The sequence below is a fragment of the Paenibacillus thiaminolyticus genome (genome assembly GCF_007066085.1).
In the GTDB taxonomy this organism is placed as follows: Bacteria; Bacillota; Bacilli; order Paenibacillales; family Paenibacillaceae; genus Paenibacillus_B; species Paenibacillus_B thiaminolyticus.
Genome location: NZ_CP041405.1, coordinates 1,686,381 through 1,704,113, shown reverse-complemented (window position 1 = coordinate 1,704,113; position 17,733 = coordinate 1,686,381). Strand labels below are relative to the sequence as shown.

The following is a 17,733-nucleotide window of genomic DNA, read 5'->3' as shown; positions in this document are numbered from 1 at the left end:
TTCGCGAGCTCCCAATGACGCGAAGATAATAACCAAGAGGCCGAGCGGGCAACAGACCGAACGGCGCTCCCATCTTCCGGCTATTGCTAACCTTCCTTCTACTGCCTTTACCCTGGATTTAGGGCAGCAGCTTTCCGGAAGAGACCAGACTGCAGTCGCCAGGCTATCGTCTTTCTTCCTTCTACAATAACTTGGGTGTTACTAGAGGGGCGGCTTTCCTGGCGATGCAGTTCCATCGAAAAGGGGTATGACGTGATGCAGAACGAGATTTATTTGCGCAGAAGCCGAAAAGTAATCGTGGTGCCGGAACAATCCAAGCTTCCGGACGCGCAGTTGGCGACGGCAATGAAAAATATAGCGGCACTCGGTTTCACCTGCTCTCCCGCCCTGCTTGCGGCTCTTCGCACGCTGTCGGAGGTTTCGTTTTTCAGATGGTACAAATTATTGATCCATAGCTTGAAAAAGCTCGTCGGCGCGCATGTTGCCTATCGGCCGATGTATCCGAATTTCCCGGAGCAAGTCATGGAAGCAAGCGATGCCGAGTTATATTTGAATGCATGGTATCACTATGTGACCAATGAAGTGCCGGAGATGGAGTCGATCACTCGGGAACTTTTTCGGGGCAAGACGAAGCTGGAAATGATCGAGCTCGGCAGCGAGGAGCACTTCCGCCAGCTCATGCGTGAGCTGATGCAGGCGAATACGTCCATCTCGGACACGGACCGACAGGATCTGGCCTGGGTCATTGAGCATGATCATGACATTGACGCATTATTGCCGGACGCGATCCCGCATAAGGAGCAGGTCGGCTTTATCGTCGCTGCTTTGCTGCGCGGCGGCAAGGCGGACGTGACTCGCATTGAACGCTATGTGCGGACGGCGACAGACGTGCTGCGTCTGGCGGTTGCCTGGTCGAATGGCGATGTCAGCCTAGCCGCGAGCACGTCCTTCCGCAAGTTCACGCGGGCAGAACGGCGGTTGCTGCTTGGCTTGCTGGAGCAATCCTCGCACCCGGTCGAAGATATGCTTCGCTACCGCGACCGCTGGGTGCGCCTTGGCGAGATCTTGCATCCTTCGGAATATAAGAGCCGTTATCCGCGCACTCAGGAAGCGTTCGATGTACTGCGCAACAATCGGCCTTATGCGACTTTTGGCCATCGTGTAGAGGAGGCGCTGCGCTATTGCGATACCGATCAGGCCGTGGAGCAACTATTGGAGCGGCCGGGCGAGTTTGCCCGGCGCTTGGATCATCTGCTGCGTCTGGAAGGAGCGGAGGCCGCCTGGATTGCATCGTTTTTTGCATCGGTAGCGGATCGGGTGGCGACATCGGTCTTGCTGCAGGTGATGACGCATTTCAAGTATCGCCAGTATGCCAATGAACTGCGGCTGTTCTTCCCGAAAGGCAATGTGGCCAAAGCGTTCTCCTTACCGGATACACGGCCTCCCGTCGTGCCGGACGCATGCGCTGCCGTAGTGGAGACTTGCGAGAAGGCGCTGGTCGCTCGCTTCGCCAAGCTGCCTGGTCTTGGCAAGGTCTATCTTGATCCGCAAATGCAGAACTATATGGTGCCTTTCTCCCAGCGTTCCGCCAGCAAATCCTTGCGTACGCTCGTGCGCGGCAGCAAGCTGGCCATGCCGGCAGGGGAGACGATTCGCTTTTTCCTGTGGTGGAAAGAAGGGGTGACCGACGGAAAGGCGACAGGCCGCACCGATATCGATCTCTCTGCCGTCTTGTATGATGGCGCCTGGAATTACAAGGAGCATATCTCGTATACGAATGTGAGGTCCGCGCGCTATAAGGCGGCCCATAGCGGCGATATCGTATCGGCCCCGCATGGCGCTTGCGAATTCATCGATATCGACATCCCCTCTGTCCTCAAGTACGGCGGTCGATATATTGTGGCCTCGCTGCATTCCTTCACGGGGCAAGCATATAGCGAACTGCCGGAATGCTTCGCTGGCTGGATGATGCGTCAGCATCCGAATTCGGGGGAAGTATTCGAGCCGGCGACCGTCGTTGATCGCCTTGATTTGACGGCCAACACGCAGATTGCCATTCCGGCTATACTCGATTTGGCGGAGCGCACCGTCATTTGGTGCGATCTGGCGTTGACCCGCAATCCTCAATTCTATAACAATGTGGAAGGACATCAGACGGGAATGGTCGCCATGGGCAAAGCGATGACTACGGCAGCCAAGCCGAATCTGTATGAGTTGTTCCGGCTGCATGCGCTGGCACGCGGACAGCTTGTCGAGCGGGAAGAGGAGGCGCAGACCGTATTTTCGGTCCAGCGCGGAATCACTCCGTTCGATATGGAAGAGATTATGGGATCGTTCCTGGCTTCGTAGGGGACGGCCTCTCATTCTGAAAGTCCAGCTTCCTGATTTGGATGTTGTGCGGCCACATATTTAAAAATAGTTGCTTGTGATATACTGAAAAAGAGAAAAACTCGTGGCATGAGCAAACGAGGAAGTATCAATATATTAATAATAGAATAAGAATGCTGAAAAAACAGGTGTGAATGTGAAGCTCACATGAAATCCCAGGGGGATTCGCACCAATTTTATTGAAATATTATCCAATTAAGTTAGTGGAAACTGATTGATTGAAGCTTATTCCGATCTAATTTGCTCGCTTCCTATGAATTTTCAGTGGAAAACTGATTGAATTGTTATATCTTGTGTTATTTTTCGCTGTCGCATCCTACGCGGATGCGTGGATTGAAATTGCTGTAGTTCCCTGACTGTATCGTCTGCGTAAAAGTCGCATCCTACGAGGATGCGTGGATTGAAATCTTCTCGCCCTCGTCGATGCCGATGGGGCTGAAGTCGCATCCTACGCGGATGCGTGGTTTGAAATCGCCAACGTCCCAGACTCATCGGGACCACAACAAAGAGCAGGAAGCCTTTCGCTTCACTGCTCTTTTTTCTGTCCTAGAATTCGATTTTAAGGCTATCTCCGTTGAAATATACGCCTTCAGAACGGGTGATCGGCAGCTTTTGTTCATCCGTGAAACATCGTTTCGCCATCTCGTAAAGTGAAGTCCTGCCTAATCCTACCGTCATTTATCGGCCTCCTTAAAGGGGAGAACAATGATTGTTTCAAAATTTTTATCTCTCGCTATCGTTGTTAAATGACCGCCATATGTTTTAACCACTTACTGAATATTTAGCAATCCGACCCCATGAAGATCAGGGCTTTGCCGTGAGTTGTTTTTGTTCAGTTCAGAAATTTCCCGGCGAGAGTTGATAACGTGTATGATTAAGGAATTATTAAAGGGCACCTACAAAGTCGGAATTCTAGCCTACAATGATGCAACTTATGCCATTGACTGGTCCGGTCAAATCTCGCCTTGAGATTAGTGGACTATTCTAAAAGTCACTGAAAAAACAGCCTTTCCTCCAAAATAAAAAAAACCGTTCTGAGTAAATTGGGGGTGCGGACTGCCCTTTACGAAGGAACGGTTTTTTATTCATTCACTACAGCGGGTACTAATACACAGAAACTACATCATCTGTTGTTGAAATGGAGGATATCTCATCAAAATCAGCTAGCTTATGAATTTGTTCAATGGTTAGTTTTGTAAAAAAACTATAGACTCCAAACCCATTAATGTCGGTAATGGAGTCATTAAAAAGGTCATCATGTTGTCTTATGAATGCCTCCTTAGTTACATTTGAATCGTATCGAAGCATGATGCTGACTTCGATTTTTTCTTCTTTCTTTTTACCCTTTACTTTCTCAATCATTGTTTGCAGAGGGGGTAATATTCTGGACTCTCTCTCGAAGCAGGATTCAATTTTCTGCTCCATCACTTGGGACACATTTACTTTTTCTTTAGCTGTTTTTAACATTTCATCTCCTTTAGTTGTTTGTGCGTTTGCGTTGAAGGGTAGAGTGAAAAAAAGAATTAGCAGACTAAGTTTGACATACTTCATTTTTCCCATGTTCGTGAAAACACCTCCTTAATTACGTACTTTTTCTGGGATTCAACTGGATTGTATTTCCTTTTATGTCTTAAGACGTCTTCTACAACCTAAAGGTTTCAGTGATTCTTAATTTTCTTGATTCTTTCCTCGACAGGTTTTAGGTATTGGAGTCTTTCTGCGGGGATCTTTCAAATTGAAATGGAAACGTTTCAGATTGCCATCGAGAACCGGACCACAAAAAAGAGCAGGAAGCCACTCGCTTCACTGCTCTTTTTCTGTCTTAAAATTCGATTTTAAGGCTATCTCCGTTGACATATACGCCTTCAGAACGGGTAATCGGCAGCTTTTGTTCAGCCGTGAACCCGATCGTTTCGCCATCTCGTAAAGTGATGTCCTGTTCTACGACATAAGCGGAAATATCAATCAGGAAGTTGCGCAGCTCGGCAGGGGTTGCCTGACTGTCCAGCACTTCGATTTCGTCCTTGCCGAAATGCTCCAGCCCGATTGTATATCCGCTCACCCCTGTTTCCGTTCCGACAAGGCCAAAATAAACCAGATTTAGTAAAGGAAATTCGTCATCCGCCTTCATCATCTCGGCCAGCTCCACAAAGAATTCAGGCTGGTAGACGGTGCCGGATGAATAAAGCCCGATTGCATTCGGGAGCTTTAAGCAGCTGGCGGCTAGCTTAGTATACATTCTTCCGCTATCCAGCGGGGAGCCGGAGCGGGTAAATACAGCCAATATGAGCTGGGCCACATGCGTTTTGGTGATCTCCGCGGCCTCCGGCCAAAGGTAATTGCCTTGCGCGTAATGCTCTGCTTCGCCGTCCGGCACAGGAGCATCGACAAAGCTTACGGCCAAGGTGAAGCCTTCCACCTCGCAGACGAGGATTCCCTCCCTTTCTTCCTCGGAGTTTTCACCCGATGGACAGGAAATGTTCCAGTCTTGGAGCAGATTCGCCTTGATCTTTTCAAGATCGCATTCCGAAGAATTCAGCAGCACGAAACCGTTAAAAAGGCCGGATGATTCCTTTTTCGGTTCGGCAGGGTCAGATTGAGCTTGCTCTGCCTCAAATGCTGCCGCTTGCTGCATCCAATACTCGCGGATCATTTCGACCATCGCAATCGCTTTCTGCTTCGCGGTATCCGGATCATAGGGCTGCATCTCACTGAACACATGGCCGCAATGCTCCGTGTCAGGTGGAGTTTCGTAGCCGCCGCAGACGCCAAGAAGCCATTTTCCGAGCATTGTCTTTTTGTACTTGAATATGTAATAGTGCATGTTGTGCAGATCGAATTCACCTGCGATCTCAATCTTGCTCGGATTGCGGCCGAGTTCATGTTCATCAGCCAGCCATTCTATCATAGAGTTCATTGCCGCCTGTTGTTGGGCTGTCATTACATCCTCTCCTCTCCCTTACCATAATATTGTAACGTGTCGGCGCCATCTTTCAAAGTAAACAGTTTGCGGACATCGACAATAGGAGTTTGATTTTTTGTCCGGAAGGTTTCAAGTGCCAAGGGAACAAAATAAAGAGCCGTTTCGAAACGAAACGGCCGGACCTATGAATTAATGGGATTTTTCCCTTAACTGCGTGATAATTTCTAGTGAAAAGCCCGTGACTCTGGCGATCAAGTTAGGATCCAGTCCTTCGGCGATCATTTGCTTGACAACTTCTTCTTTTGCTTCCCGCTTGCCTTCTTGCTTGCCTTCTAATAAACCTTCGCGTTTACCTTCTCGTATACCTTCTTGCAGACCCTGACGAAGACCTTCTCTTCTGCCTTCACGTCTTCCCTCGCGCTTAATGGCATCCAAGGTTTTTTCGAGCCCCATAACCGATACGCCTCCTTTTACGTTTTGAATAAGCTCGCGCAACTGCGGTTCATTTTTCCGTAAGTTCTGAGTTAAAATATTCGCTATCCAGGCGATCAATTGCTGCTGGCTCATTGTATAACACAGCGGCATTTTTAAGTCCGAAAGGTGTACTCACATATAAGTAGCAAAAAAAGAGCCGTTCGAAGAGAAACGGCCGGTAGTATGAATCACTTAGATTTTTCCCGTAACTGTGCAATAATATCGAGTGAAAAGCCCGTGACTCTGGCGATCAATTCAGGATCCAGATTTTCGGCGATCATTTGCTTAACAACTTCTTCTTTTGCTTCCCGCTTGCCTTCTTGTTTGCCTTCTAATACACCTTCTCGTTTACCTTCTCTTCTGCCTTCACGTCTTCCCTCGCGCTTAATAGCATCCAAGGTTTTTTCGAGCCCCATAACCGATACGCCTCCTTTTACGTTTTGAATAAGCTCGCGCAACTGCGGTTCATTTTCCGGCAATTTCTGACTTAATATATTAGCCATCCAGGCGATTAATTGCTGCTGGCTGTCCTCTGGCAATTGCTGTATGGTATGCATCAGCTTGCCGAGACGATTCAGTAACTCCGTCTGATCCGCCGTCTGATCAAGCAAAAAGACAGAACCGATCGTATTGGAAAGACCCAACAACTCTTCTTCTGTATATCGAGCAACATCAATAAGGACATATTCAAAATTCAGGAGTTCCGAGCCGAACATCGTTTCATTGGTTAACAACTGGCGAAATTGGCGACTGGCGGTCCAGCGTCTCTTCCCATTGTACAGCACAATCGGCACAATGGGAGGCAGCCGGAATGTTTTAGGCTTGCCCTTCGCTTTTTCCTGATCTTTCATAAGATACCGCCAAATCTCAACCTGATAAAGCAGAAGGCGGTATGGCATGAGGAAGTCCACTTTGGACTGCATTTCCAGCAATAAATAAAACACGACATCTTGCCCATTCAGCTTCACCCGGTACACCAAATCGGCTTCCTTGCGCTTGAAGTCTTGAAGAACAAACGAGTGGGGGATTTCCTGTACATTCGTTTCATCGATGCGTTCTACCCACTCTTTTTGAACAAAGGAGCGAAGCAACTCGACAAAGAGTTTTTTGCTGGACAACAGGAAGCGGTATGACGTATCGTGGCGTTGGTGTACCGTATGGTGTTCATCGGTTTCCGTCCCCATACATGCCTCTCCTTCCTACCATCTTTTCCTTTATTATACCTGATTATAAGTGGTGGGGAATAGGGTGGAAATCTAGTCGAGTCTATGGTGTTATAACGATTCCACGGGAGTTTTCGATTTTTCTGATTCTTTTTTTGGAGCGGTAGATCTAACGCTGTGCTTGTTCAGAATAGTCTGAAATTATCCATTATTTCGATCCCTCTGTGGTATACTGAAAAAAGGAGTTTAGAACTCGTTTGAAATGGAGTGAAAATAAATGAAAAATCGGTGCGAATGTGAAGTGCACATGAAATCCCTAGGGGATTCGCACCAAAATTATTGAAATATTGTCCAATTCAGTTTGGAAAAGTTAATTAGTTTAAAGCTATTTCGAGCTAAATCTCTCATTTTCTCCGAGATTTTAGCAAAAAACTGATTTTATTGTTATATTTTATGTTATTTTTTTGCTGTCGCATCCTACGCGGATGCGTGGATTGAAATTTCTTCTCTCTATTGGCCATCTTTTCACATCCTCGTCGCATCCTACGCGGATGCGTGGATTGAAATAGACGGTAGCAGTCCAGGAAGTCCGGAAAGAATACGTCGCATCCTACGCGGATGCGTGGATTGAAATAGTACGGGATGATAGACACAAAATCGAAAAACGTCGCATCCTACGCGGATGCGTGGATTGAAATTTTACATTCTTGTTTGTGCTCATTTGTTGCTCATGTCGCATCCTACGCGGATGCGTGGATTGAAATTGCTACGCCCATAACACCGTCGATCGCACGTTGGTCGCATCCTACGCGGATGCGTGGATTGAAATCAAAAGAAATTCGAGCAAAAAGCATCCAAAGAAAGTCGCATCCTACGCGGATGCGTGGATTGAAATAAACCATAAACTCATGAGCCACGCACAGCCGGCGTCGCATCCTACGCGGATGCGTGGATTGAAATTTGCTGGTTCCCAATAGTAACGGTTCCGCGTTAGCGTCGCATCCTACGCGGATGCGTGGATTGAAATATGAAATAGCGGATCTGGCTCAGGCACTAACCTGTCGCATCCTACGCGGATGCGTGGATTGAAATGGGGTGATGATCATGAGGCTGGATCAATGTATCTGTATCGGGTCGCATCCTACGCGGATGCGTGGATTGAAATTTGTAATGGATATCGATCGTCTTGGGCGCGGCGATGTCGCATCCTACGCGGACGCGTGGATTGAAATATGACTGCTGGCACGCGGCCGGCGGCGATATTCTCGTCGCATCCTACGCGGATGCGTGGATTGAAATAACGGTTTGATTACGGGACTTGCGGCGTGCAAACGTCGCATCCTACGCGGATGCGTGGATTGAAATTTGTATTGACGGGAGGTGTACGATTGCGTTCGTAGTCGCATCCTACGCGGATGCGTGGATTGAAATATTGTTGATTCTCGATCCAGCGTATGTTGAACGTCGCATCCTACGCGGATGCGTGGATTGAAATTGATTATGGCGGCCACTTTATTAGCTGGTCACTTAAGTCGCATCCTACGCGGATGCGTGGATTGAAATGCCCTGAATGCTATTACGTAGGTGCCCGCTGTCCCGTCGCATCCTACGCGGATGCGTGGATTGAAATAAGACCTGGGGGCCGCTGACGGAAGACGGGCAGCCGTCGCATCCTACGCGGATGCGTGGATTGAAATCCCAAACGCCTTATTGAGCAGTTCGAAGTTAAATGTCGCATCCTACGCGGATGCGTGGATTGAAATTGGACATTAGAGAAGCGCTGTGAGCCCAATATTTGTCGCATCCTGCGCGGATGCCTGGGTTGAATTTCCCAAAACCGGCCTTCGGCCTTGCGGAAAAGTTAAAAACGTTTCCGATACGCCACAAAAGCAAATTTTCTATGACAAACCCGGTTGTGATGAGGCTGTCCCATAGGCAGTGCGCAAGGATGCGGGGCAAGACGGGATATACAGATAATAGAGTGGCAGGAAGACGGCGGACGGAAAAGCGGCGGAATAGGGACGGGTTTAGACGAGGTTGTGAGACGGAGCTGGTGAAATGAAATCCTGCATGAATCAGGCTGTTGGAAAACCCCTGTTTTTTTCGGAAGGTGAGTACCTAATCGAAACTTAGCATTCAGAGCGTCATCGCCTTCTGGAGACATCATAATCTCCTGGGGTTTTAACGTGTGGAGGAATTGCTGCTATTTTACAGGAATTTCGGCTCAATGAGTCGACATTTCAAGGAATTGCTGCACAGCTACATCATTTTAGGGCCTTTTGAGCTAAGTCGAAGAGAAACGGGTGAAATTCCTGCAGTTTTGCAGGATTCCCTTTCTGGTGAAGTCGTCCCTACCGAATTGCTATAGTTATGCAGGATTTTGCCTACTGAATCAACGTGTCTTGAGAAACCGTCCAGTTTTGAGGACTTCGCCTATCGGATAGACATTTCATTGTACAGTTTTAAGGCACTTCGATCAGATAAAATTTTTCTACGGAGAGACAAGTCCTGATGAAGTGCCCAATAATCCTTTGGACTTTCTAAACAGCCTGATGAATGCAGGAATTTGTGCTATTTATGCCCATATTTGATTAAATTACTGTAAAAGTACATTATTTTCGCCGATTTTTGCTTCCTATCTATAACAAATCCTGAAATTCCTGTAGTTTTGCAGGAATCCCTCTAACGTGCGACACCTCATAATGGAAACCTGTATTTTTGCATTATTTCGGCAATCCGAGAATGAGGGGTTGTCTCATCGTTGCAGCGAAACACTGCAGATGGGACAGCCCCAATTTTTATTTCAAAAATGGTAGAGATCTATGTTATATAATTAAAAAGTCCTAGCGCATATTGAACATCAGCTTAGAAAACAGGACGAAAGTAATGCCAATTCATAAAAAAAGAGGGCTATTTACATAAAAATTGGTAGATCTTATCGCGGTATGTCCACACGACAAAGGCTGATTCATCAATGTGCAAAGAACGAGGTGCCTGACTGGGGCTTGGCCATCAGCCAGCGGTTGCGCCATCTCATGGGCAGGGATATAGAGGTCGAAATCAACCGGGGGGCAAGCAGGTAGGGATGGCACGCCTGCTGCAATGGCATGAAAAAAGGGAGATGCGCATGAATGAAAAGTGGGACGAGCCAGAAAAGTACACAAGTGCTGGAGGAGAAAGCGGTGCTGGCCGCATTAGAGCAGTCGCTCGCCATGATCGAGTTTAACATCGAGGGTGAAGTACTTTGGGCGAATCAGCTGTTTGCCCAGACAATGGGGTATACGGCGCCAGAACTTGCCGGAAAACATCACCGGATGTTTTGCACGCAACAGTTTATCGGAAGTGCAGAGTATGATGCATTTTGGGAAAATCTAAGGAACGGTATCAAGTTTCAACAGAAAATCGCCCGGGTAGCGAAAAATGGGAACCTGGTGTGGCTTGAAGCGACGTATATGCCGGTTCTGGATGATACCGGTCACACGGTAGCTGTCTTGAAGGTGGCGACCGACATCACGCCAAGGGAAAACGCCGCCTCCCGAATGAAGGACGAGCTGCGGCTGATGGCGGAAGATTTGCTGAAGCGGACGGAAGAAGGCGTGGAGCGCAACCAGCAGGTTGCGGCAGCCATTCAGCGTGCGGTGACGGACAGTGAAGACAACTTAACCCTCCTACGGCAATTGGAAGATGAATACAAGTCCATCAAAGGAATTGTTCAGATGATCCGGGATTTTGCTTCGCAAACCCACTTGCTGGGCCTGAACGCCGCGATTGAGGCGGCCCATGCCGGGGAGCATGGCCTAGGGTTCCAGGTGGTTGCCGCCGAGGTACGGAAGCTGGCGGAGCATGTCCAAGAGGCGGCCAAGGAAGTCCAAGCCGCCATCGAGGGAATCGCCGACAAGGTAGGACATGTTGGCGGGGGGACGAAGAATTCCCGGAATGCAATCGTCGAATGTCAGCATCAAATTAACCTAGCCACTGAGGAATTTTCCAAAATCGGCCAGGCAGCGGAGAACCTGGATACGCAGGCGAAAACATTGAGCGTCATGGTATAACGAAGGTTGGACAACATTCCTATCGCAAAGAATTCAAAAAGAGCGTTCGAGCCAGTCAGCAGGCTTGAAGCGCTCTTTTTGTTGTCCGTCAAATCGATATGCAGTGAGTTCTGTCACAGGCGGCATGATAGAAGTCAAGCTATGATTCACCTAAGAGATTCACGCAATTCAAGTGGAAAAAAATAATCTTGATAAAAATTGAATAGAAAACTGAGCGGAGATCAGGGAAAGAGGTGCGATTCCTCTACAGGCCCTAGCTACTGTAAAGCGGACGAAATCCCATTCATGTCACTGGAATTATTTCTGGGAAGGCGGGAAAGTAGAATGATGTCAAGTCAGGAGACCTCCTCTGTTCAGCCTTGCAGCAACTTCTAAGGGAACAGTTGTCTATTGCAGAGAACCTAGGCACCAGTATGTTCATTGCCGAACACACTTGGATACTGCCTTTTTCTTCGTATGGACACGGGACCTTAAGGTTTCGTGTTTTTTTGTTCCCTTTTAGAGGTTGTATTGAAACCCACGAAAAGGAGAGGGAAAGATGGACTACATCAAAAACCCCAAGCGGATTGAAGAAAAAAGCTTTGAAATCATACAGGACATCATTACGGCAACAAGACCGGACTATACGTTCCGCAACCGGGAAGAGGAGCTGGTTATGAAGCGGGCGATTCATACGACGGCGGATTTTGATTATTTAGATAATCTCGTCTTTACGCATGATGCCTTGACGAAAATACGCGAGACGATCCGGCAGGGCGGCATCATTTTTACCGATACGAATATGGCCCTGAGCGGCATGAATAAAAAGCTGCTGGAGCAATACGGCTGCCGCTACCGCTGCTACGTCAATGAACCGCACACGGCCGAGGTGGCCCAACAGCAAGGCATCACCCGCTCGATGGCCGGGATACAGCTTGCCGCCACAGAAGAAGGCAAGAAATTGTTCGTCATCGGCAATGCGCCTACCGCTGTCTATCAAATTCTGGAGATGGCGGCTGCCGGTGAGTTGGACGTGGAGGCTGTCGTCGGTGTGCCGGTTGGATTCGTCGGGGCGGCCGAATCGAAAGAAGCGCTCTATGAAAGCGACATTCCGGCGGTCGTGGCCCGCGGGCGGAAGGGCGGAAGCAATCTGGCGGCAGCCATCATGAATGCTGTGCTGTACGCGATGTAAGAAGAGGTGGCCCGATGGCAGATTACGTGTACTATGAGGGGAAAAAATTGCGCAAGGGCTATACGACAGGCACTTGCGCGGCAGCGGCGGCGAAGGCGGCAGCGGCCATGATCGTCAAGCAGGAAAAGATCGCCGGGGTGACGATCATCACGCCGAACAGAACAACCCTGCAGCTTCCGGTGGACAAGCAGCAGTTCGATCGGCATACGGCCACCGCCGCCGTCCAAAAAGACGGCGGCGATGATATCGATGCGACGCATGGCATGTGGATTTTTGCGCAGGTCACCTTGAATGCCAGCGAGGAGATCCGCATCGACGGCGGGCAAGGCATCGGGCGCGTGACGCAGAAGGGCATCGCGGTCCCGGTCGGGGAAGCGGCCATCAATCCGGTGCCGCGCCGAATGATTACTGCGGCCGTACGGGAAGAGATTGGCCCGAACCGTGGTGCGGACGTGGTGATTTTCGCGCCGGAAGGCGAAGAGCGCGCCGAGCGCACCATGAACAGCCGCCTCGGAATTATCGGCGGAATATCAATTCTGGGAACGACCGGAATTGTAACTCCGATGTCCGATGAAGGGTGGAAGCAGTCGCTGTCCATCGAGCTGGAGATGAAAAAAGCGCAGGGCTTCCGCAAAATCATTCTCGTTCCCGGGAATTACGGGGAGCGCTTCGTCGAGGAGCAGCTTGGCATCGACGGCAAATACGTGGTCTCGATGAGCAACTTCGTCGGCTACATGCTCAAGGAGACGCAGCGACTCGCGTTCGAGCATGTGCTGATGGTGGGCCATTTCGGCAAGTTGATTAAAGTGTCCGCCGGCATTTTCACCACATACAGCAAAGACGCGGATGCGCGGGCAGAGATCATGGTGGCGAACCTGGCGCTTGCCGGCGCGCCCCTTCCCCTGCTCCAGCAAATTGCGGCCTGTGCGACGACGGAAGCGGCAGGAGAAATTATGGTGGCGGAAGGGTATAGCGAGGTTTTTCAGACCATCGCGGACAAAGTGAAACAACGGGCAGAACAGTTTTTGAAATACAGCAAACCGGCGGTGGATATCGACGTCATCACGTTCTCGACGGATCGCGGAATGCTGGCTTCCACCTGTGACATCTCAACCATCAAGGAGGCATGGCCATGATTCATATTGTCGGAATTGGCCCGGGCAGTCCGGAGCTGCTGACCGGAGCGGGCGCCTTCCTCATAGAGAAGGCGGACGTGATTGTCGGCTCGAAGCGGCAGCTTAGCGATATCCCGCCGGACAACCCGGCCGAACGCAAGCTGCTGCCCTCGCAGCTCGCGGAGCTGGAAGCCTTTTTTCGCGAGAGGATCGGCCAGGAGATCGTGCTGCTCGCCTCCGGAGACCCGTTAATGTATGGCATCGGAAAATGGGCGTTGGACCGATTTTCACAGGAACAGCTTCAGATTGTGCCCGGGATCAGCTCGATTCAATATTTATGCAGCCGCTGCGGTATTGCCATGAACGACCTGTACATTACGAGCAGTCACGGCAAGCAGCCTGACTTCGACTTTCTGCTCGCGCACTCGAAAGTGGCGATGGTCACGGACAGCAAGATTGGCCCGGCGGAAATCGCAGAGGAAATTATGCGGCGCAAGCTGCGTAAAACGCTCATTATCGGAGAAAACCTCAGCTATCCCGAGGAACGGCTACACCGGTTGAAGCCGGAGCAGGTTGAGGCTCACTATGAGATGAATGTGGTGGTGATTTTGGATGAAGGATGAAGCATTTATTCGCGGCAAGACACCGATGACCAAGGCGGAGGTCCGCGCCGTATCTATTGACAAATTGGCCTTGGACGAGACAAGCCGCCATGTTCTCGACGTTGGAGCCGGAACGGGCAGCGTCGCGCTGCAGGTCGCGAAGATGTTCCCCCATGTGGCGGTAACCGCGATCGAACGGAACGAAGAGGCGCTGGCCCTAATCGAACAGAACCGGCGGCAGTTCGGGCTGGACAATGTGGAGATTGTGGCGGCAGAGGCTCCTGTCCGGCTGGACAATACCGTGTTCGACGCTATTTTTGTCGGCGGGAGCGGGGGGCAATTAACGGAGATTATCGACTGGAGCTATGCCTTGCTGAAGCCAGGCGGCCAGCTTGTGCTCAATTTCATCCTGATGGAAAATGCCCTCGAAGCGGCAGCCTATCTCGAACAAGGACCCTGGCAGGAAGCCGAGATCATTCAAATGCAGGTGTCGAAGTGGCAGGAGCTTGGACAAGGTCATTATTTTAAGCCTCAAAATCCGACCTTCATCATCGCCTGCCAAAAAGAAAGGAGCGGGACAGCATGACGAAAGTGCATTTTGTTGGGGCGGGACCCGGACATAAAGAACTGATTACATTGCGAGGGTACAACCTCCTGAAAGAGGCGGATGTCGTCATTTATGCCGGTTCGCTCGTGAACCCGGATCTACTGGAGTACTGCAAGGAAGGCTGTGAAATCTACAACAGCGCCATGATGGATTTGATGGAGATTATCGATTGCATGGAACAAAGCGTGAAGGCCGGGAAGGAAGTTGTTCGTCTCCAGACAGGAGACTTCTCGATCTACGGGTCGATCCGGGAACAAATCGAGGAAATGAAAAAGCGGGATATCGAGTTCACCTGCACGCCTGGGGTAAGTTCATTCCTCGGGGCCGCCTCGCAGCTTGGCGTCGAGTATACCGTGCCGGAAGTGAGCCAAAGCGTGATTATTACGCGCATGGAAGGCAGAACGCCGGTTCCGGACAGAGAGTCGCTGCGCTCCTTCGCCGCGCACCGTACTTCGATGGTTATCTTCCTGTCGGTGCAAGCGGTCGAGGACGTGGCGGCAGAGCTGGTGGCAGGCGGATATCCGGAGGATACGCCGGCGGCCGTCATCTACAAAGCGACCTGGGCGGATGAAAAGCAAGTAACCGGAACCCTGCGGAATATTGCGGCCAAAGTCAAGGAACAGGGCATTACGAAAACGGCGTTGATTATGGTCGGGGATTTTCTGGGCGAGACCTATTATTACTCCAAGCTGTACGACAAGGATTTCTCGCATGAGTACAGATAACAACACGGCCATTATTGCAGTCACGGCGATTGGTAAAGCGCTTGCCGCCTCCATCAAGAAGGTGCTGGCGGCCGATTGCTATGTGCCCGCGAAGCTGCAATCTGAAGGGTTTGCTGCCCTTCAACCGGATTTCGCGACGGGGATGCGCCGCCTTTTCCAGCAGTATGATGCGCTGGTCTGCATTATGGCGACAGGGATTGCCGTTCGGACGCTGGCTCCCGTCATCTCGGACAAGCTGTATGATCCGGCGGTGGTCGTGATGGATGAGAAAGCACTTCACGCCATCAGCCTATTGTCCGGACATGTGGGCGGGGCCAATGAATTGGCCCGCAAGCTGGCGGATCTGACGGGAGCGGCCCCCGTAATTACGACGGCCACGGATGTTCAGCAGGTGGCGGCGCTCGATATGATCGTGCCGTCCGTGCCGGGATGGATCCCGGATTATCGCGAGAACTGCAAGCGAATCAACGGGCTGCTGGCCGCCGGGAAAATCGTATGCCTGTACGAGGAAGTGCCGGTTGAGATCGATCGGCGGGGCTTCACGCCGGTCACGAATCCGCATGAGCTTCCGGAACAGGCCGAAGCCCTGGTGTGGGGCACGCACCGGTACCGCCTGCCGGAATTGAATGTGCACACGGTGAAGCTGGTACCGCAGACTCGCGTGCTTGGGGTCGGGTGCCGCAAGCACACGGAGCCTGAACAGATGATGCAGGCGTTTACTGAATTTTGCAATCAGTATGATACCGATCCGCATTCCTTTGCGGTCATGGCCAGTATCGATGTCAAACAGGATGAACCGGCGATCAAGCAATTGGCAGAGCAATGGAACTGCCCCTTCATCACGTTCACGGCCGATCAACTGCGTGAAGTGGAAGGCAAATATCCGGTATCCGAGTTCGTCAGACAGACCGTGCAAGTAGGCAGCGTCGCGTTATCCGCGGCCGATCTGGCCAGCGGGGGCCGGGTGCTGACGCCAAGATTCGCCGTCAATGGGATCACGATGGCGATGGGAGATAGAACGACACGAAGCGATGGGGTGAAGGCATGATTTATGTGGTAGGAATTGGGCCGGGCGAGAGAGATATGATGACCGGAGAGGCGCTCGCCGCCATTCAAAAAGCGGATGTGATCGTGGGCTACATCACGTATATCCGGCTGATCGAAGAGCTGATCCAGGGGAAAGAAGTCGTGAAAACGGGAATGCGGAAGGAAATCGACCGCTGCCAGGAAGCCGTCGATATTGCGAAGACCGGCAAGACGGTGGCGGTCGTATCGAGCGGAGATGCCGGGATTTACGGCATGGCCGGCCTCATTCTCGAGATTGTTGACAAAGAGCAAGCACCGATAGAAGTCGAGATCGTGGCTGGCGTCACGGCGAGCATCGGCGCGGCGGCAAGACTGGGAGCGCCCCTGATGCATGATTTTTGCCATATCAGCTTGAGCGATCTGATGACGCCTTGGGAGGTCATCGAGAAGCGGGTGAAGCTGGCGGCGGAAGCCGATTTTGTCGTCTGCTTCTACAATCCGAGAAGCAAGGGCCGGGCGAATCATCTCAAGCATGCCCTGGAATTGATGATGGACTATAAATCGCCTTCCACTCCGGTCGGCATCGTGAAGGACGTCGGCCGCAAGGAAGAACGACAAATACTGACGACGATGGCGGACATCGACTATGAAGAGGTGGATATGACGACGATGGTGATCGTCGGCAACAAGGAAACCTATGTCTCCCATGGCCGCATGATCACGCCGCGGGGTTATACGCTATGATTCTGATATTCGGCGGAACCTCGGATAGTCTCGATATTTGCGATTGGCTGCATGCCCGCGGGCATGAATATATCGTGTCCGTGGCCACCGAATATGGGGAACAACTGGCGAAGCAGCATGCCGAGCAGGTCATCTGCCAGCGGCTGGATGAAGCCGGCATGTGCCGGGTGATGCGCGAGAAGGCGGTCTCCCTGATCATCGACGCGACCCATCCGTTCGCGGTGGAAGTATCCGCGAATGCGATGAACGCCGCTGGCAGCATGAATATACCTTATGTTCGCTATGAGAGGTCATCCGGTGAGGCCGACCATCTTCATCTCGTCCGCGACATTGATGAAGCATGCCGCGCCGCAGCGGCGTTGGGCGACCGGATTTTCCTGACGACCGGGAGCAAAAACTTGCCGGAATATGTGGCCAAGCTCCCCGGCAAGCATGTCATCGCGAGAGTGCTGCCTGTGGCGGACGTCATCGTGGCTTGCGAACAGCTCGGTCTGCTGGCCGACCAGATTATCGCGATGAAGGGACCGTTCTCCCGAGCATTGAATACAGAGCTTTTTCGTCAGACCGGCGCGGAAGTGATGATTACGAAGGAAAGCGGGCCGAAGGGCGGCTTTGCCGAGAAAATCGCCGCTTGCCAGGATCTCGGCATTCCTTGCGTCGTCATTCGGCGGCCGCCGCTGCAATATCAGAATGTCATTACAGACATCGGCGAGCTTGCACAATACACAATTTATATGAAATAA

At 51.1% G+C, this 17,733-nt stretch carries 15 protein-coding genes, 1 CRISPR repeat array and 1 riboswitch; of the genes, 10 read left to right on the top strand and 5 right to left on the bottom strand.

Annotated features, from left to right (window positions below; all coding sequences use genetic code 11):
* Positions 1-255: 255 nt before the first annotated feature.
* Positions 256-2,349, top strand: coding sequence for a TerD family protein (locus FLT43_RS07610; RefSeq protein WP_174818185.1), 2,094 nt, complete (start codon positions 256-258; stop codon positions 2,347-2,349).
* Between the two features lie 585 nt (positions 2,350-2,934).
* Here the strand turns inward: FLT43_RS07610 and FLT43_RS30480 are convergent.
* The 5 genes from FLT43_RS30480 to FLT43_RS07590 form a co-directional block, all read right to left on the bottom strand.
* Positions 2,935-3,066, bottom strand: coding sequence for a hypothetical protein (locus tag FLT43_RS30480; protein WP_255321585.1), 132 nt, complete (start codon positions 3,064-3,066; stop codon positions 2,935-2,937).
* A gap of 426 nt (positions 3,067-3,492) precedes the next feature.
* The gene (locus tag FLT43_RS07605) at positions 3,493-3,948 is read right to left on the bottom strand and encodes a hypothetical protein (protein WP_087442281.1); all 456 of its coding nucleotides are present in this window, start codon (positions 3,946-3,948) and stop codon (positions 3,493-3,495) included.
* Between the two features lie 262 nt (positions 3,949-4,210).
* Positions 4,211-5,329 (bottom strand): DUF4261 domain-containing protein, encoded by a 1,119-nt coding sequence (locus tag FLT43_RS07600; RefSeq protein ID WP_087442282.1) that lies wholly within the window; start codon positions 5,327-5,329, stop codon positions 4,211-4,213.
* Between the two features lie 171 nt (positions 5,330-5,500).
* A complete protein-coding gene (locus FLT43_RS07595; RefSeq protein WP_174818186.1) occupies positions 5,501-5,878 on the bottom strand; it encodes a hypothetical protein in 378 nt (125 codons plus the stop codon).
* A gap of 95 nt (positions 5,879-5,973) precedes the next feature.
* Entirely contained in the window at positions 5,974-6,969 is a 996-nt protein-coding gene (locus tag FLT43_RS07590) for an Rpn family recombination-promoting nuclease/putative transposase (RefSeq protein WP_087442284.1), read from the bottom strand.
* 448 nt (positions 6,970-7,417) lie between these two features.
* Positions 7,418-8,777: direct repeats of the CRISPR family, unit length 32 nt; unit sequence GTCGCATCCTACGCGGATGCGTGGATTGAAAT.
* A gap of 1,302 nt (positions 8,778-10,079) precedes the next feature.
* Between FLT43_RS07590 and FLT43_RS07585 the strand changes: the two genes are divergently transcribed.
* The 9 genes from FLT43_RS07585 to cobK all read left to right on the top strand — a co-directional run bounded on the left by FLT43_RS07585 (position 10,080) and on the right by cobK (position 17,733).
* The gene (locus FLT43_RS07585) at positions 10,080-11,000 is read left to right on the top strand and encodes a methyl-accepting chemotaxis protein (RefSeq protein WP_087442285.1); all 921 of its coding nucleotides are present in this window, start codon (positions 10,080-10,082) and stop codon (positions 10,998-11,000) included.
* Between the two features lie 191 nt (positions 11,001-11,191).
* Positions 11,192-11,363: riboswitch (cobalamin riboswitch) on the top strand.
* 175 nt (positions 11,364-11,538) lie between these two features.
* Entirely contained in the window at positions 11,539-12,171 is a 633-nt protein-coding gene (locus tag FLT43_RS07580) for a cobalt-precorrin-8 methylmutase (protein WP_087442286.1), read from the top strand.
* Positions 12,172-12,185: 14 nt separating this feature from the next.
* Positions 12,186-13,307, top strand: a complete 1,122-nt coding sequence (gene cbiD / locus FLT43_RS07575; protein ID WP_087442287.1) for a cobalt-precorrin-5B (C(1))-methyltransferase CbiD — start codon at positions 12,186-12,188, stop codon at positions 13,305-13,307.
* Positions 13,304-13,909, top strand: coding sequence for a cobalt-precorrin-7 (C(5))-methyltransferase (locus tag FLT43_RS07570; RefSeq protein ID WP_087442288.1), 606 nt, complete (start codon positions 13,304-13,306; stop codon positions 13,907-13,909). Before cbiD ends, FLT43_RS07570 begins: the two co-directional genes overlap by 4 nt.
* Positions 13,899-14,474 (top strand): decarboxylating cobalt-precorrin-6B (C(15))-methyltransferase, encoded by a 576-nt coding sequence (locus tag FLT43_RS07565; RefSeq protein ID WP_087442289.1) that lies wholly within the window; start codon positions 13,899-13,901, stop codon positions 14,472-14,474. The genes FLT43_RS07570 and FLT43_RS07565 overlap by 11 nt, the downstream gene beginning before the upstream one ends.
* Complete coding sequence (locus tag FLT43_RS07560) at positions 14,471-15,220, top strand: cobalt-precorrin-4 methyltransferase (protein WP_087442290.1); 750 nt, start codon at positions 14,471-14,473, stop codon at positions 15,218-15,220. Before FLT43_RS07565 ends, FLT43_RS07560 begins: the two co-directional genes overlap by 4 nt.
* Complete coding sequence (locus FLT43_RS07555) at positions 15,207-16,268, top strand: cobalt-precorrin 5A hydrolase (RefSeq protein ID WP_087442291.1); 1,062 nt, start codon at positions 15,207-15,209, stop codon at positions 16,266-16,268. The genes FLT43_RS07560 and FLT43_RS07555 overlap by 14 nt, the downstream gene beginning before the upstream one ends.
* Positions 16,265-16,990: a precorrin-3B C(17)-methyltransferase gene (cobJ, locus tag FLT43_RS07550; RefSeq protein ID WP_087442292.1), complete on the top strand. Its 726-nt coding sequence runs from the start codon at positions 16,265-16,267 to the stop codon at positions 16,988-16,990. The genes FLT43_RS07555 and cobJ overlap by 4 nt, the downstream gene beginning before the upstream one ends.
* The gene (cobK, locus tag FLT43_RS07545; protein ID WP_087442293.1) at positions 16,987-17,733 is read left to right on the top strand and encodes a precorrin-6A reductase; all 747 of its coding nucleotides are present in this window, start codon (positions 16,987-16,989) and stop codon (positions 17,731-17,733) included. Before cobJ ends, cobK begins: the two co-directional genes overlap by 4 nt.

Coding starts and splice junctions, on each gene's coding strand:
- FLT43_RS07610 (WP_174818185.1), top strand. CDS start 256: ATGCAGAACGAGATTTATTTGCGCAGAAGCCGAAAAGTAATCGTGGTG.
- FLT43_RS30480 (WP_255321585.1), bottom strand. CDS start 3,066: ATGACGGTAGGATTAGGCAGGACTTCACTTTACGAGATGGCGAAACGA.
- FLT43_RS07605 (WP_087442281.1), bottom strand. CDS start 3,948: ATGGGAAAAATGAAGTATGTCAAACTTAGTCTGCTAATTCTTTTTTTC.
- FLT43_RS07600 (WP_087442282.1), bottom strand. CDS start 5,329: ATGACAGCCCAACAACAGGCGGCAATGAACTCTATGATAGAATGGCTG.
- FLT43_RS07595 (WP_174818186.1), bottom strand. CDS start 5,878: ATGAGCCAGCAGCAATTGATCGCCTGGATAGCGAATATTTTAACTCAG.
- FLT43_RS07590 (WP_087442284.1), bottom strand. CDS start 6,969: ATGGGGACGGAAACCGATGAACACCATACGGTACACCAACGCCACGAT.
- FLT43_RS07585 (WP_087442285.1), top strand. CDS start 10,080: ATGAAAAGTGGGACGAGCCAGAAAAGTACACAAGTGCTGGAGGAGAAA.
- FLT43_RS07580 (WP_087442286.1), top strand. CDS start 11,539: ATGGACTACATCAAAAACCCCAAGCGGATTGAAGAAAAAAGCTTTGAA.
- cbiD (WP_087442287.1), top strand. CDS start 12,186: ATGGCAGATTACGTGTACTATGAGGGGAAAAAATTGCGCAAGGGCTAT.
- FLT43_RS07570 (WP_087442288.1), top strand. CDS start 13,304: ATGATTCATATTGTCGGAATTGGCCCGGGCAGTCCGGAGCTGCTGACC.
- FLT43_RS07565 (WP_087442289.1), top strand. CDS start 13,899: ATGAAGGATGAAGCATTTATTCGCGGCAAGACACCGATGACCAAGGCG.
- FLT43_RS07560 (WP_087442290.1), top strand. CDS start 14,471: ATGACGAAAGTGCATTTTGTTGGGGCGGGACCCGGACATAAAGAACTG.
- FLT43_RS07555 (WP_087442291.1), top strand. CDS start 15,207: ATGAGTACAGATAACAACACGGCCATTATTGCAGTCACGGCGATTGGT.
- cobJ (WP_087442292.1), top strand. CDS start 16,265: ATGATTTATGTGGTAGGAATTGGGCCGGGCGAGAGAGATATGATGACC.
- cobK (WP_087442293.1), top strand. CDS start 16,987: ATGATTCTGATATTCGGCGGAACCTCGGATAGTCTCGATATTTGCGAT.